This is a genomic window from Paraburkholderia sp. HC6.4b, from assembly GCF_014200875.1.
Lineage (GTDB): Bacteria > Pseudomonadota > Gammaproteobacteria > Burkholderiales > Burkholderiaceae > Paraburkholderia > Paraburkholderia tuberum.
Genome location: NZ_JACHDC010000005.1, coordinates 145538 through 159222, shown reverse-complemented (window position 1 = coordinate 159222; position 13685 = coordinate 145538). Strand labels below are relative to the sequence as shown.

General features: G+C 63.1%; 11 protein-coding genes and 3 pseudogenes. 5 read left to right on the top strand and 9 right to left on the bottom strand.

Annotated features, from left to right (window positions below; translation table 11 throughout):
• Positions 1-20: 20 nt before the first annotated feature.
• From HDG34_RS09430 to HDG34_RS09410, 5 genes and pseudogenes are all read right to left on the bottom strand, one after another.
• Entirely contained in the window at positions 21-848 is an 828-nt protein-coding gene (locus HDG34_RS09430) for an AraC family transcriptional regulator (protein WP_184059471.1), read from the bottom strand.
• A 142-nt stretch (positions 849-990) separates the two neighbouring features.
• Entirely contained in the window at positions 991-1299 is a 309-nt protein-coding gene (locus HDG34_RS09425) for a contact-dependent growth inhibition system immunity protein (protein ID WP_311734847.1), read from the bottom strand.
• Positions 1300-1384: 85 nt separating this feature from the next.
• Positions 1385-1678, bottom strand: a complete 294-nt coding sequence (locus HDG34_RS09420) for a contact-dependent growth inhibition system immunity protein (protein ID WP_184059469.1) — start codon at positions 1676-1678, stop codon at positions 1385-1387.
• 9 nt (positions 1679-1687) lie between these two features.
• Positions 1688-2522: pseudogene (locus HDG34_RS09415) on the bottom strand (RNase A-like domain-containing protein).
• 105 nt (positions 2523-2627) lie between these two features.
• Positions 2628-3059 (bottom strand): annotated as a pseudogene (locus HDG34_RS09410) (SIR2 family NAD-dependent protein deacylase); the annotation flags it as partial.
• Positions 3060-3314: 255 nt separating this feature from the next.
• On the opposite strand from HDG34_RS09410, the gene HDG34_RS09405 reads away from it, so the two are divergent.
• Positions 3315-5555, top strand: a complete 2241-nt coding sequence (locus HDG34_RS09405; protein WP_184059465.1) for an NADP-dependent isocitrate dehydrogenase — start codon at positions 3315-3317, stop codon at positions 5553-5555.
• 90 nt (positions 5556-5645) lie between these two features.
• On the opposite strand, the pseudogene HDG34_RS09400 reads toward HDG34_RS09405, so the two are convergent.
• Positions 5646-5939, bottom strand: a pseudogene (locus HDG34_RS09400) (flagellar motor protein MotB); the annotation flags it as partial.
• A gap of 344 nt (positions 5940-6283) precedes the next feature.
• On the opposite strand from HDG34_RS09400, the gene HDG34_RS09395 reads away from it, so the two are divergent.
• From HDG34_RS09395 to HDG34_RS09380, 4 genes are all read left to right on the top strand, one after another.
• Positions 6284-7219, top strand: a complete 936-nt coding sequence (locus HDG34_RS09395; RefSeq protein WP_090803626.1) for a spermidine synthase — start codon at positions 6284-6286, stop codon at positions 7217-7219.
• A gap of 297 nt (positions 7220-7516) precedes the next feature.
• Positions 7517-7759 (top strand): DUF3311 domain-containing protein, encoded by a 243-nt coding sequence (locus tag HDG34_RS09390; RefSeq protein WP_184059463.1) that lies wholly within the window; start codon positions 7517-7519, stop codon positions 7757-7759.
• Complete coding sequence (mctP, locus tag HDG34_RS09385; protein ID WP_184059461.1) at positions 7756-9306, top strand: monocarboxylate uptake permease MctP; 1551 nt, start codon at positions 7756-7758, stop codon at positions 9304-9306. Before HDG34_RS09390 ends, mctP begins: the two co-directional genes overlap by 4 nt.
• 128 nt (positions 9307-9434) lie before the next feature.
• Positions 9435-10559 carry an FUSC family protein gene (locus tag HDG34_RS09380; protein WP_184059459.1) on the top strand — a complete coding sequence of 375 codons (1125 nt, stop codon included), beginning with the start codon at positions 9435-9437 and terminating at the stop codon, positions 10557-10559.
• Between the two features lie 27 nt (positions 10560-10586).
• Here HDG34_RS09380 and HDG34_RS09375 read toward each other — a convergent pair whose 3' ends face one another.
• From HDG34_RS09375 to HDG34_RS09365, 3 genes are all read right to left on the bottom strand, one after another.
• A complete protein-coding gene (locus tag HDG34_RS09375; protein WP_090805641.1) occupies positions 10587-11006 on the bottom strand; it encodes a VOC family protein in 420 nt (139 codons plus the stop codon).
• Positions 11007-11259: 253 nt separating this feature from the next.
• A complete protein-coding gene (gene tal / locus HDG34_RS09370; RefSeq protein WP_184059457.1) occupies positions 11260-12213 on the bottom strand; it encodes a transaldolase in 954 nt (317 codons plus the stop codon).
• A 214-nt stretch (positions 12214-12427) separates the two neighbouring features.
• Positions 12428-13648, bottom strand: coding sequence for a benzoate/H(+) symporter BenE family transporter (locus HDG34_RS09365; protein WP_184059456.1), 1221 nt, complete (start codon positions 13646-13648; stop codon positions 12428-12430).
• Positions 13649-13685 lie beyond the last annotated feature (37 nt).

Sequence of the window (13685 nt, the reverse complement as noted above, 5' to 3'; positions counted from 1 at the left end):
AACGATCGTGCAAGCTTGCGTTAGCCGGCGCGCCGATCGCTCGTCATCGCGAGCCAACGTGCGGGCGGGATTCCGTACGCGTGGCGAAAATGTCGGGTCATGTGGCTCTGGTCGGCGAAGCCGGCTGCCGCCGCCGCGTCCACGAGGGAAACGCCGCGCAGCATCATCGCGCGCGCGGCTTCGAGCCGGCGCATGACCAGGTAGTGATAGGGGCTGGTGCCGTAAAAAGTTCGGAAATCGCGCGACAGGCTCCAGCGGTCCTGCCCGCTGACGAGGGCAAGTTCATCGAGCGTGACGGTGTGCGTGCACGATGCGTGCAGATATTCGCGTGCTCGCTGCGCTGCCGCGAAATCCGCGGACTTGCGCGTCTGCCGCGCGCCCGAGGCGTTATCCAGCGCGAGCGCGAGACCGGCGAGCGCGTCGTCACGTTCGAGCGGCTCCGCGTCGCCACGCATCTGGCGCAGCGCTGTCTGCGTGGCTTCGAACAGGCGCGGATCGGTCGTGACGCCGCCTTCGACGAACGGCAGGGGGCGGCCGCCGAGGACTTCCTGGATTGCAGCGGGCTGCACGTAAATCATCTGATAACGAAATCCCTCGTTCGTGCCGGCCTGACCGTCGTGCACTTCGTCGGGATGCAGGACCATGGTCTGCCCGGGCAGGCTGGTGCGCAAACCGCGCCGGTAATGGAAGCACTGAACGCCGGCGAGGGTCACGCCGATCGCGTAGGTGTCGTGCCGATGCATGGAGTACGCGTTGCCGTGGAAAAACGCTTCGATGCGTTCGATTCCGTGGGTCGATTCCGAACGGGAAATCCAGTCGGATTGGGCTTTGCTGGTATCGCCGTCCATCACACGCTCCGGCTTGGTTTGGCAGATCTGCGGGAACATCGATATCGGAGGATTGTACCGGTGCGAATGTTCGCACGCTTGGCATGCGTGATAGTGCGACTGACGTCAGTGTCTCGTCGCGGGTCCGCTCCTGAGCAATTGCCTACTCACTCAGTAACCGTTTTACTTCATCAAGGAGGGAAGCCGTCGTGTAGCCCCACAAAACAGGATCGAACTGGCGGCCAAACCGCTCCTTGAACTTTGAGTCCAACGTCTCTGGATAGTCGGCTTTGAATGAATCTATGTCAGACATGAGCGCGTCAATGTCAGTCGTTGACATTTTCGCGGTATAGGAAGAAACGAGTTCTTCTACTGAGTTTCCGAAAAGGTCAAAATCTTCGTGGAAACGAGAGCGAATCAACCCCGTCAGATTGCCATATTCCTCACCGTCAACCATACGATAAGCCTTCACTCCCTGTCTGCGTGTTGAGGGGCGCGTGCGTGAAAATGCCCGCGACAATGGCGGGCCTTCTTTATAGTCTGTCCCGAGCAATTGCCTACTCACTCAGTAGCCGCTTCAATTCGTCAAGGAAGGAAGCAGTGGTGTAACCCCACAACTCCGGGCCGAACTGGGAGCCATACGCCTCTTCGAATGCATCGTCCAGATTGCTAAAGTTCTCTCTCTCGAAGTTTTCAATTTCAACAAGTATGTTCCTTAAACTCTCTTGTGAACTATCTCTTCTGTAGCAACCTATGATCACTTTGATGGTGTTACCCCAGTACGAAAAATCCTCGTTAAGGTACACACCAAAGAGCTGGTTTAGTTCGGGGTACAGCGGATTTTCATTCATAACTGCGTCTCATAAGTCGATGAACGCCGTCAGGACGTAATAGGGCATTCCATTGTATATCTCCCGCTTAAGTACCACCAAAACCTTGTTTCCTTTCGCAAATTGTCCTGTCTTCCTGACAAACCCCGTAACCCACGTCCCCAGATATGTACCTTGTTAAACGCAACGGAGCACTCGTCGTAGACTGAGACCAGGATCTGATGCGGGTAGTTTCGCCCATCATCACTTCCGAAATGGCTTTCTCGGCAGTCTTCTGGTCTTTAAATGATGTCGCCGCTTTTATCCGCGGCTCATCTTTCAGTCTTTGTCGCAACCAGGCCTCATCCTTTCCCACATGCTTCAAAAGTGTATGCCCGCCAACCCCGCGAAGCGTCTTCGCTTCATGCATGTTCAGGTTGATCTCGCCCATCGTGATACGCGCAGCCCGCATCGCCTTGATTGACCCGGCAAAGCTGAACGGCACGACCATGTCAAGTGACAGGCCGATATTGTTGGCCATGTCAGGACTTGCCTTCATTGCCTCGGCCAGCTTCGTCGTGCCCTGCTGTGTCAATGTGGCCGTGTCCTGGCCCGTCCAGACCTGACGCAAACCAGCCGCCGCCGTACCAGAACCATGTACGCCGAACACGACACACCCTGCCTTGGTGAGCATGGTCGGTTCCGGGATCACACACAACGCACTTGCGCCGACCATTTCCAGCACGCCACCGACGATTTGCAACCCGCCCCATAGCCGGTTGGAAAGCATTTCGGTTTGGGTGATTGACTGCCTTGCCAGTACCGCCGCCAGTTGCGGCGCGCTGAGCACCACGCGCACGCCGTCCGCATCCTGTTGATACGACATTCCGAACTTCTCCGTAGCTGTCGGGACTGCCACGCTAGCAGGCGACAACAGGGAGAGGAACGGGCGACGGATGAAAATTCGGGTTCTGATTTATTCAGGCGTACTGCAGGACTGTCCGCATTGCAGGAAATGGATCGATCCGTGGCATTCGAACAGGCGATCGTCGGCGAAGCCGGCCTTCTGGAACTGGCCATCCACATTGCTGGTGAATACGAACCCGCCGCTTCTTTTCGCCGATGCCCAGCGGCGCAAGATCTCGAAACCCGCGTGCGGGACGGTGCGCCGGTACAGGTTGAGCCGATGGCCGTAGAAACCCCATGCGCGGACCGGATCACGCAGGAAGGCTGTTCCATTGGCAATGTCATAGAAATTGATTCCGCCGGCCTTCAACGCCGGATAAGCCGCCCAGAATCCGTGATCGCCTCGAAAGTCGGGTAGTCCGGAATCGACGCCCATGCCTGCGCCTGCCGTGATCAGAATGCCGTCGGCTTCGCGTATCCAGTCAGCCGCGATCGTCATTTGCTCTGCCGTGTCCATGCGTGCTCCCGTTGTTCACATTCCGAATTCTCCTGGCAGCCCAAAAATGAGGCAGAATCCAACCGTGCGACCCGCTGCGCGACGCAGTCCGCCGTGTTCGCTTAATCGTTCCGCTTTGGCGTTCCAGGGCCCCGCGTCGCCATCCGCCACGCACAGCGTTTGTGTCCTAGCGTTGTCGTTTTCCTGATCGACGTTTGCGCATCCTGCCCGTATCACGTGCGAGATGCCTCTCAACCGCCCGCCCAGAGCCTAGCAATGACGACCCAGCAACCGACCATCATCTACACCCTCACCGACGAGGCGCCGCTGCTTGCGACGGCCGCGTTCCTGCCGATCATCCGCACCTTCACCAGGCCGGCCGGCATCGAGGTCGAGACCAGCGACATCTCGGTCGCGGGCCGCATCCTCGGTGAGTTTCCCGAGTTTCTGACCGAAGCGCAGCGGGTGCCCGACAACCTCGCGGAACTCGGTCGCCTGACCTCGTTACCCGACACCAACATCATCAAGCTGCCCAACATCAGCGCATCGGTGCCGCAACTGACGAGCGTGATCAGGGAACTGCAGGCGAAGGGCTACAAGGTGCCCGACTATCCGGAAGATCCGAGGACCGACGAACAGAAGGCGATCCGTCAGCGCTACTCGAAGTGTCTCGGCAGCGCGGTGAACCCGGTGCTGCGCGAGGGCAACTCGGACCGTCGCGCGCCGGCAGCGGTGAAGAACTACGCCCGCAAGCACCCGCACAGCATGGCCGAATGGAGCATGGCGTCGCGCACGCACGTCGCGCACATGCGGCACGGCGACTTCTATCACGGCGAAAAATCGATGACGCTCGATCGCGCGCGCGACGTAAAGATGGAACTCGTCACGAAGAACGGCAAGACGATCGTGCTGAAGCCGAAGGTCGCTCTGCAGGACGGCGAGATCATCGACAGCATGTTCATGAGCAGGAAGGCGCTGCTAGCGTTCTATGAAGACCAGATGGAAGATGCGCGCAAGACCGGCATGATGCTGTCGCTGCACGTGAAGGCGACGATGATGAAGATCTCGCACCCGATCGTCTTCGGCCACGCGGTGAAGGTGTTCTACAAGGACGCGTTCGCGAAGCACGGCAAGCTGTTCGAGGAACTTGGCGTGAACGTCAACAACGGCCTCGTCAATCTGTACGAGAAGCTCGAGACGCTGCCGGAATCGCAGCGCGAGGAGGTGATCCGCGACCTGCACGCATGCCACGAGCATCGTCCGGAACTGGCGATGGTCGATTCGGCGAAGGGCATCTCGAACCTGCACGCGCCGAACGACGTGATCGTCGATGCGTCGATGCCGGCGATGATTCGCCTCGGCGGCAAGATGTGGGGCGCCGACGGCCGTCCGAAAGACACCAAGGCGGTGATCCCGGAGAGCACGTTCGCGCGCATCTACCAGGAGATCATCAACTTCTGCAAGACCAACGGCGCGTTCGATCCGGTCACGATGGGCACCGTGCCCAACGTCGGCCTGATGGCGCAGAAGGCGGAAGAATACGGCTCGCACGACAAGACCTTCGAAGTGCCGGAAGACGGCGAGGCGCGCATCGTCGATCTGGCTAGCGGCGAGGTGCTGCTCACGCAGAACGTCGAGCAGGGCGACATCTGGCGCATGTGCGAGGTGAAGGACGCGGCGATCCGCGATTGGGTCAAGCTCGCGGTCACGCGCGTGCGCAATTCCGGCATGCCCGCGGTGTTCTGGCTCGACCCGTATCGCCCGCACGAAGCGGAGCTGATCAGGAAGGTCGAGGCCTACCTGAAGGATTACGACACCACGGGCCTCGACATCCAGATCATGTCGCAGGTGCGCGCGATGCGTTACACGCTCGAGCGCGTCGTGCGCGGGCTCGATACGATCTCGGTCACCGGCAACATCCTGCGCGATTATCTGACCGACCTGTTCCCGATCATGGAGCTGGGCACGAGCGCGAAGATGCTGTCGATCGTGCCGTTGATGGCGGGCGGCGGCATGTACGAGACCGGCGCGGGTGGTTCGGCGCCGAAGCACGTGAAGCAGCTCGTCGAAGAGAACCATCTGCGTTGGGACTCGCTCGGCGAGTTCCTCGCGCTCGCGGCGTCGCTCGAAGAACTGGGCATCAAGACCGGCAACAACCGGGCGAAGATCCTCGCGAAGACGCTCGACACCGCAACCGGCAAGCTGCTCGACAACAATCGCAGCCCGAGCCCGAAGACGGGCGAGCTCGACAATCGCGGCAGCCAGTTCTATCTGGCGATGTACTGGGCCCAGGAGCTGGCCGCGCAAACGGACGACGCCGCGCTCGCCGCGCAGTTCGCGCCGCTCGCGACGCAGCTGACCGCCAACGAGCAGGTGATCGTGGCGGAGCTCGCGTCGGTGCAGGGCGCGCCGGCGGACATCGGCGGCTATTACAAGCCGGACTTCAACAAGCTCGAAGAGGTGATGCGGCCGAGCCGCACGCTGAACGAGGCGCTTGGGGCGGTACGCGTCGAATGACGTGATGCGTGAAGTGAGGTGATGTGAAGACGAGCCGCCGGCGGGCGGCTCGTAGTAGGGAAGGGCGGCCAATGCTACCGGCGAACGCGTTCAATACTGCACGACGATCGCGACCCGCCGGTTGGCCGCTCTTGCCGCCGCGTCATTGCCGGCGACCAGCGGAAAATTGTCCGCCCGTCCGATCGCGGCCAGCCGATGCGGCTCGATCCCGCGCTCGACAAGATACCTGACCACTGCGCCCGCGCGAGCCGACGACAGCTCCCAGTTGGACACATACTTCGCGGTCGAAATCGGCACACTGTCGGTATGCCCCTCGACGAGCACATTCCCCGTCGCATCCTTTTGCAGTCCCTGCGCGATCGGGTTGAGTACATCGAACGAATCGACGACCTTCATGTCGTCGCAGCGAGTGGAAAGTTCGACCTTGCCTTCCGTGATCAGAAAGACCACGGGCTCACCCGAGTAGCCCTCGGAATAGATGATCTCGCCGGGCGCTGCACCAGGAGGAAATGCGCTGCAAGCTGCGGCTGGTGACGGAAAACGGCGATAAAGCGCCACGTGAATCGTTTGCGCGTGGCGTAATGGCGCAGGTTGGTCGCGACCCAGCGGCCGCAAAAGTGAGTTCGTTGAAAGCAGTTTGTGAGCGGTCGATTTGAATGAGCGAACCGCAGCGAATGCTATGCTCTCGTTCGACCAAAAATATTGCGCCTGTCGCGCGACATCCCTACATGACGAATCTGATCAAGCGCGCTTCGGCCGAGGCGCGCGCTTTCCGTAACCGCGACGCCCAAGCCATCGGCGGTAAACAGCAAATGGCCCACAAAAAGGCGCCCAAATCCACGCGCAACGCGAGCGGCACCGTCGAGCACGACGCACACGACGCGCCGCAAATCGAAGCGCCGCGCAAGCCGCGCTTCGCACCGGTGACGTTCTCCGAAGAGGGCGGCGTGCGCTACCTGCATTTCGGCACGGAATGGGTGCAAGGCGCGATGCGTCTGCGCAAGCCCGATCACATCGAACTCGAATACGCGCAGCAGATGATGGCCTGGCTGCTATTCCTCGAAACGCCGAAGCGCATCGTGCAGCTCGGGCTCGGCGCCGCGTCGCTGACCAAGTTCGCGCACCGCTTCCTGAAGAGCGCGAAGGTCGAGGCCGTCGAACTGAATCCGGCGGTCGTCGTGGCCGCGCGCACGATGTTCGAACTGCCGCCCGACGACGCGCGTCTGAGCGTGCATGAAAGCGACGCGTGGGACTTCGTCAACGAGAGCGCGAACCACGGCACCATCGGCGCGCTGCAGATCGACGTCTACGACGCGACCGCGCGTGGCCCAGTACTCGACAGCGTCGGCTTTTACCGTGCGGCACGTGCGTGTCTGACCGACGCGGGCATCGTCACGGTGAATCTGTTCGGCGATCATCCGAGCTTCGTGCGCAACATGAAGCGTCTGAACGAAGCCTTCGACGGTCGCGTCGTCGCGCTGCCCGAAGTGCACGACGGCAACCGTATCGCGATCGCCTTCTCGGGCCCCGCGCTCGACGTGCCGTTCACCGCGCTAGAGGCGCGCGCGAAGCTGATCGAAGCCGAGCTCGGCTTGCCGGCGCGCAAATGGATCAAGGGCCTGCGCGAATCGACCGGGCAGACGGGCGCATCGTTTGCGATCTGATCAGCGCACGGAGAATGAAGCGGCCGTACCGGCGTAGCGGTCGGCATGGCCGCTTTGCTTCCGGTATTTTTTTCACGTCTACGCCGCAACGTCATCCAGCCTGCATCGTTGGCGCTTTCGTCGCGTTGTTGGACCCGACGCGCCTCGGGTCGTCCCTGCTTGACCGGGAGTTCGCCACTCCTATACTCTTTCGAAGCTTTCGGGGAGCCCGTGGCTGACCGCGGGACGACCACCCGCTGAGTCCCACCTCCCGTCGACCGCGGGCAGATAAATTCTAAATAGGAAACAGGAGACGTCATGGCTCACGACGCCGACGTGAAGAAAGCCAGCAAGCACTGGCTCTGGCTATTGCTGCTACCGTGGATCGCGATGATCTGGGTGCCGTCCTACAACCGGATCGAGCCGCAGCTGTTCGATTTCCCGTTCTTCTACTGGTATCAGCTGCTGTGGGTGCTGATCAGCGCGGTCATCACCGCGTTCGTCTATTCGAAGACCAGGTCCCGCTATACGGGTCGCACGAACGGGGGCGCGCAACGATGAACCCCATTGCAACTTTCGTCTTCGTTCTGTTTTTCATCGGCGTCACGATTCTCGGCTTCGTCGCGGCCCACTGGCGGCGCGGCGATCTCGCGCATATCGAAGAGTGGGGTCTCGGCGGCCGGCGCTTCGGCACGATCGTCACGTGGTTCCTGCTCGGCGGCGACCTGTACACCGCCTACACGTTTATCGCGGTGCCGGCGCTCGTGTTCGGTGCGGGCGCAACGGGCTTCTTCGCGCTGCCGTACACGATCCTGATCTATCCGTTCGCGTTCGTCGTGTTCCCGAAGCTGTGGAGCGTCGCGAAGCGGCACGGCTACGTGACCTCGGCGGACTTCGTGTCGGCCCGCTACGGCAGCCGCATGCTCGCGCTTGCCGTCGCGGTGACCGGCATCGTCGCGACGATGCCGTACATCGCGCTGCAACTGGTCGGTATCGAAGTGGTGATCGGCGCGCTCGGTTTCGACACGACCGGCTTCGTCGGCGATCTGCCGCTGATCATCGCATTCGCGATCCTCGCGGCCTACACGTACACGTCGGGCCTGCGCGCGCCGGCCATGATCGCGGTCGTCAAGGACATCCTGATCTACGTGACGATCTTCGCCGCGATCATCGTGATTCCGCCGCAGCTGGGCGGCTTCGGCCATATCTTCGGCGCGGTCCCGCCGGCCAAGCTGCTGCTGAAGTCGCCGGACGTGTCGAGCCTGAACGGCTATAGCGCGTACGCGACGCTCGCGGTGGGTTCGGCGCTGGCGCTGTTCCTGTATCCGCACTCGATCACCGCGGTGCTGTCGTCGAAGTCGGGCAACACGATCCGCCGCAACATGGCGTTGCTGCCGGCGTATTCGCTGGTGCTCGGCCTGCTCGCGCTGCTCGGCTTCATGGCGCTCGCGGCCGGCGTGAAGGACATGCCGGAGTTCGCGCCGTACTTCAAGGCCTTCGGCCCGAACTTCGCAGTGCCGGCGCTGTTCCTGCACTTCTTCCCGTCGTGGTTCGTCGGCGTCGCGTTCGCGGCGATCGGTATCGGCGCGCTGGTGCCGGCGGCGATCATGTCGATCGCGGCGGCGAATCTGTACACGCGCAACGTGCACAAGGAGTTCGTCAACCGCAACATGACGCACGAGCAGGAGACCAACGTCGCGAAGCTGGTGTCGCTGATCGTCAAGGTCGGCGCGGTGGCGTTCATTCTCGGTCTGCCGCTCACGTACGCGATCCAGTTGCAACTGCTCGGTGGGATCTGGATCATCCAGACGCTGCCGGCGATCGTGCTGGGTCTCTACACGCGCGTGCTCGACTACCGGGGTCTGTTGCTCGGCTGGGCGGCAGGTATCGCGACCGGCACGTGGATGGCGATTTCGTTGAACCTCGCGAGCTCGATCTTCACGATCCATCTGTTCGGCATGGCGATTCCGGGCTATGCGGCCGTGTGGTCGCTGGTCGTGAACCTGGTGGTGTCGGTCGTCGTGAGCCTGGTCGTGCGCGCGGTGGGCATGCAGCGCGCCGAGGACCGTACGCATCCGGAGGACTACCTGGACATCGTCGAAGGCTGATTCCAGCTGCAAATCACGTTCTGAAACACGCAACGCCCGCCGACGGAAGTTGGCGGGCGTTTGTGTTTGCGGGGCACTCCAGGGCAGGATAGCGGAACCGTCCTTTCACGCGTTCGCCGCCCGCCGCCATGGCTGCTGCCGATACTCCCACTTTGATTTCCCGCCGCGCGGCGCTCAGCCGGATGGTGCGCGCGGTCACGTCGCCGTACTACCGCTACCGGCACGCCAAGGTGCTGCATAGCCTGCGCGTCGGCCTCGCGATGCTGGTGTCGATTCTCGCGACGACCGGCATCGATATTCCGCACGGCATCTGGTCGTCGGTAACGCTGCTGGTCGTGATCGGCGGCTTGCAGCATCACGGCAATATCCGCAAGAAAGCGGCCGAACGCGCGGCCGGCACGCTGCTCGGGGCATCGATCGGGCTCCTGCTGATCGTGCAACAGCACTTCATCGGTTCGCTGCCGCTCACCTATGTGCTGGAGGCGATCATCGCGTCGATCTGCGCGTGGTTCGCGATTGGCTCGTCCGGCTATATCGGGCTCCTGACCGCCATCACGATGTGCATCGTCGCGGGCCACGGCGACAATCTGATCGACGTCGGCCTGTGGCGCACGCTGAACGTGCTGATCGGTATCGTCATCGCGCTGGCGTTTTCGTTCGCGTTTCCGCTGCACGCGACGTATTCGTGGCGCTACGGCCTCGCCGCCAATCTGCGCGAATGCGCGGGCATCTACGCGCGGCTGCTCGACGGCGAAACGATCACCGAGGAGGAGCAGATCAAGCGCTTCCTGCGGATCAACAAGCGGCTCGTGCAACTGCGCTCGCTGATGCCGTCGGTCGCGAAGGAAATCGACGTGCCGCAGTCGAGGCTCGAGGAGATCCAGCGGCTGCATCGCTCGGTGCTCAGCTCGCTGGAACTGCTTGCCACGGGGCCGCTGATGAACGCCGATGCCGCCGCGCGGACCGCCTATGCAGCGCATTGCGGCGCCGAGGTGCGCGCCGTGCGGGCGATCCTGTTGTCCACCGCGCGCGGGCTGCGTTTTGGCCGTCCGTCGCGCTTTGGCATTCCGGCCGCGGCGCCGCTCGCGAAGGGGCACGGCGACGTGGCCACCGCGTTGCCGCCCGACTGGCAAGGGCCGTACTGGCTCGGTCAGCGGCTCGCGGAGCAGGTAGACCGGTTGCGCGCGCTATTGCTGGAGACCGAGCCGAACTGGAACATCGAGCGGCACGAGCGGGCGACGCGTGGCAGGTAGGTGCTAGCGCTGGCCTGCCCCTAAGCCTCAAACCTGCGGCGGCAGCGTGACCATCCACATCATGCCGAAGCGGTCCACCACCATTCCGAAGCCCTTGCTCCAGAACGTTTGCTGGAACGGCATCACGACCTGGCCGCCATCGGCGAGCGCGTTGAAGCATTTTTCCGCCGACGCGCCGTCATCGACGGTCAGCGACAGACTGAAGCCATTGAACGGGCCGGCCGCCGGATCGCAGTTGCCGTCGGAAGCCATCCACGTGCTCGAGCCCAGCTGCACGCTCGCGTGCATGATCTTGTCGGCGAGTTCGGGGCGTGGCGGATTGTGCGCGTCCGGCGGCGCTTCCTTGAACAGCATCTTGAAGGTCACCTGGGCGCCGAGCTTGTCGGTGTAGTAATCGAGCGCTTCCTGGCAACGGCCGTTGAAGAACACATAGGGCTGAACGTACATGATCGTCTCCATGGTCAGGCGTTGGGCGGGCGCCGTCGTTCCTCGCCAGCGGCGGCGGGAGGGGCGTGGAGTCGATTGTAGTCGGTGGCGGCGCGTCGCTTGTGACGCTATGTCGCCAGTGGCGACGCAGCGTAAACGAAAAGCGGCGCTGAACCGTGAGGTCCAGCGCCGCCTGTCATGGATGGGACTCGCGCGGAGCCGCGCGGCGAGCGTGAGCGTCACTCAGCCAGCCACGCCCGCGGCCTCCGGCGCCTCAGCGCAGCGTGTCGATCAGCTTTTCCAGCTTCACCGCGTCCGCGGCGAACGTGCGGATGCCTTCGGAGAGCTTCTCGGTCGCCATCGCTTCGTCGTTGAGGAGGAAGCGGAACGACTTCTCGTCGACCGGCACGCGCTCGATGTCCGCGTCGTGCGATGTCTCCGGCGACAGCTTGCGTTCGACCTTGTCGGTGCTCTCGTGCAGTTTCTGCAGCAGGTCGGGGCTGATCGTCAGCAGATCGCAGCCGGCCAGTTCCAGAATCTGCGAGGTCGTTCGGAAGCTCGCGCCCATCACCTCGGTCTTGTAGCCGAACTTCTTGTAGTACGCGTAGATGCGGCGCACCGACTTGACGCCCGGATCGTTGGCGCCGCCGTCTTTCGCTTCGTCCCACGCGCTGCCGGCGTTCTTCTTGTACCAGTCGTAGATGCGGCCGACGAACGGCGAGATCAGCTGCGCGCCAGCTTCCGCGGCGGCGGCGGCCTGCACGAGCGAGAACAGCAGCGTCATGTTGCAGTGGATGCCTTCCTTCTGCAGCACCTCGGCCGCGCGCACGCCTTCCCACGTCGACGCAAGCTTGATCAGCACGCGGTCGCGCTCGATGCCGTGTTCCTTGTACAGCGCGATCAGCTCGCGGCCTTTCGCGATCGAGCCTTCGACGTCGAACGACAGGCGCGCGTCGACTTCGGTCGACACCCGCCCCGGGATGATCTTCAGGATTTCGGTGCCGAAGGCGATCAGCAACTGGTCGATGATCGCGCCGGCCGGCTTCGACGCATGCGCCTTCACGGTCTTTTCGAGCAGCGGCCGGTAGTCGTCTTTCTGCACGGCCTTCAGAATCAGCGACGGATTGGTGGTCGCATCACGCGGCTTGTACTGCGAGAGCTGCTGGAAGTCGCCGGTGTCGGCCACCACGGTGGTGTATTGCTTGAGTTGGTCGAGTGCGGTTGTCATGTTCGGGCCTTCAGGGCGCGTGTGCGCCATGGTTCAGGAGAAGTGAGGACGCCGCCGCGCCGGCAGGAGGAATCAGCCGGCGCCGGCGGCCGCGGGTCAAGCCGCAGCGCGTCCCACGATGGCTTGGGAAACGCTGCCGGATACGTCTATTCTATGGCGGATCGCCGAGGACGGTATGAACACCGCGTATGGACAGCCGGGCGTGGCGATCCGTTCACACGCGGCGCGCGTTCAGCACGACTTGCGTCACCACGCCGGCGACGAGCCCCCAGAACGCCGAGCCGATCGACAGCAGCGTGAGTCCCGAGGCGGTCACCATGAACGTGACGAGCGCCGCCTCGCGCTGCCTCGTATCCTGCATCGCGTTGGCGAGCCCGCTCATGATCGAGCCGAACAGCGCGAGCGCCGCTACCGACACGACCAGCTCCTTCGGGAACGCCGCGAACAGCGCGGCGATCGTCGCGCCGAACACGCCCGCGAGCAGATAGAAAATGCCGCCCCATACGGCCGCTGTGTAGCGCCTGGCGGAGTTTTCGTGCGCTTCAGGGCCGGTGCAGATCGCCGCCGTGATCGCGGCAAGATTGATGCCGTGAGAACCGAACGGCGCGAGTAGCAGCGACGCGACGCCGGTCGTCGCGATCAGCGGCGCGGACGGGGTCGTATAGCCGTCGGCGCGCAGCACCGCGATGCCCGGCACGTTCTGCGAGGCCATCGCGACCACGAACAGCGGAATGCCGATGCTCACGCAAGCCGCCACCGAAAACGACGGCATCGTCAGCACCGGGTGCGCGAGCGCGACGTGAAAGTGGCTGAAGTCGAGCAGCCCGAGGCCGCCGGCGGCTGCGGTGCCTGCCACGAGCGTGGTCGGAATTGCATAACGCGGCACGAACCGTTTGACGATCAGGTAGGTAAAGAACATCGTCAGCACGAGCGCGGTCTGGTACTGCGCGGCACGGAAAATCTCGATGCCGATCTCGAACAGGATGCCCGCGAGCAGCGCTGCCGCAAGGCCGGACGGAATCCGCTTCATCAGCGCGTCGAACCAGCCGGTGACGCCGACCAGCGTCAGCAGCGCCGCGCAGAAGATGAATGCGCCGATCGCCTGCGCATACACGACATGCGGCAGCGACGACACCAGCAGCGCCGCGCCCGGCGTCGACCACGCGATCACGATCGGCGCGCGAAAGCGCAGCGACAGGCCGATCGTGCACAGGCCCATGCCGATCGACAGCGCCCAGATCCACGACGAAATCTGCGCGTCGCTCAGATGCGCGGCCTGGCCCGCCTGAAACATCAGCACGAGCGAGCTCGTGTAGCCGGTCATCGCCGCGACGAAGCCCGCGACGATCGTCGACAGCGACGTATCGGCGAGCGGATTGAAGCGCCTGGGCGACGTGGCGGCGGGGGACAGCTGGGGCGACGGGGACGAACTCATGCGAAGGCTTTCTTGTTGTGGAAGTTGAAGCGTCGGG

Excerpts from the sequence above, each read along its gene's own strand:
- HDG34_RS09430 (WP_184059471.1), bottom strand. The coding sequence starts at position 848 with ATGGACGGCGATACCAGCAAAGCCCAATCCGACTGGATTTCCCGTTCG.
- HDG34_RS09420 (WP_184059469.1), bottom strand. The coding sequence starts at position 1,678 with ATGAATGAAAATCCGCTGTACCCCGAACTAAACCAGCTCTTTGGTGTG.
- HDG34_RS09405 (WP_184059465.1), top strand. The coding sequence starts at position 3,315 with ATGACGACCCAGCAACCGACCATCATCTACACCCTCACCGACGAGGCG.
- HDG34_RS09395 (WP_090803626.1), top strand. The coding sequence starts at position 6,284 with ATGACGAATCTGATCAAGCGCGCTTCGGCCGAGGCGCGCGCTTTCCGT.
- HDG34_RS09390 (WP_184059463.1), top strand. The coding sequence starts at position 7,517 with ATGGCTCACGACGCCGACGTGAAGAAAGCCAGCAAGCACTGGCTCTGG.
- mctP (WP_184059461.1), top strand. The coding sequence starts at position 7,756 with ATGAACCCCATTGCAACTTTCGTCTTCGTTCTGTTTTTCATCGGCGTC.
- HDG34_RS09380 (WP_184059459.1), top strand. The coding sequence starts at position 9,435 with ATGGCTGCTGCCGATACTCCCACTTTGATTTCCCGCCGCGCGGCGCTC.
- HDG34_RS09375 (WP_090805641.1), bottom strand. The coding sequence starts at position 11,006 with ATGTACGTTCAGCCCTATGTGTTCTTCAACGGCCGTTGCCAGGAAGCG.
- tal (WP_184059457.1), bottom strand. The coding sequence starts at position 12,213 with ATGACAACCGCACTCGACCAACTCAAGCAATACACCACCGTGGTGGCC.
- HDG34_RS09365 (WP_184059456.1), bottom strand. The coding sequence starts at position 13,648 with ATGAGTTCGTCCCCGTCGCCCCAGCTGTCCCCCGCCGCCACGTCGCCC.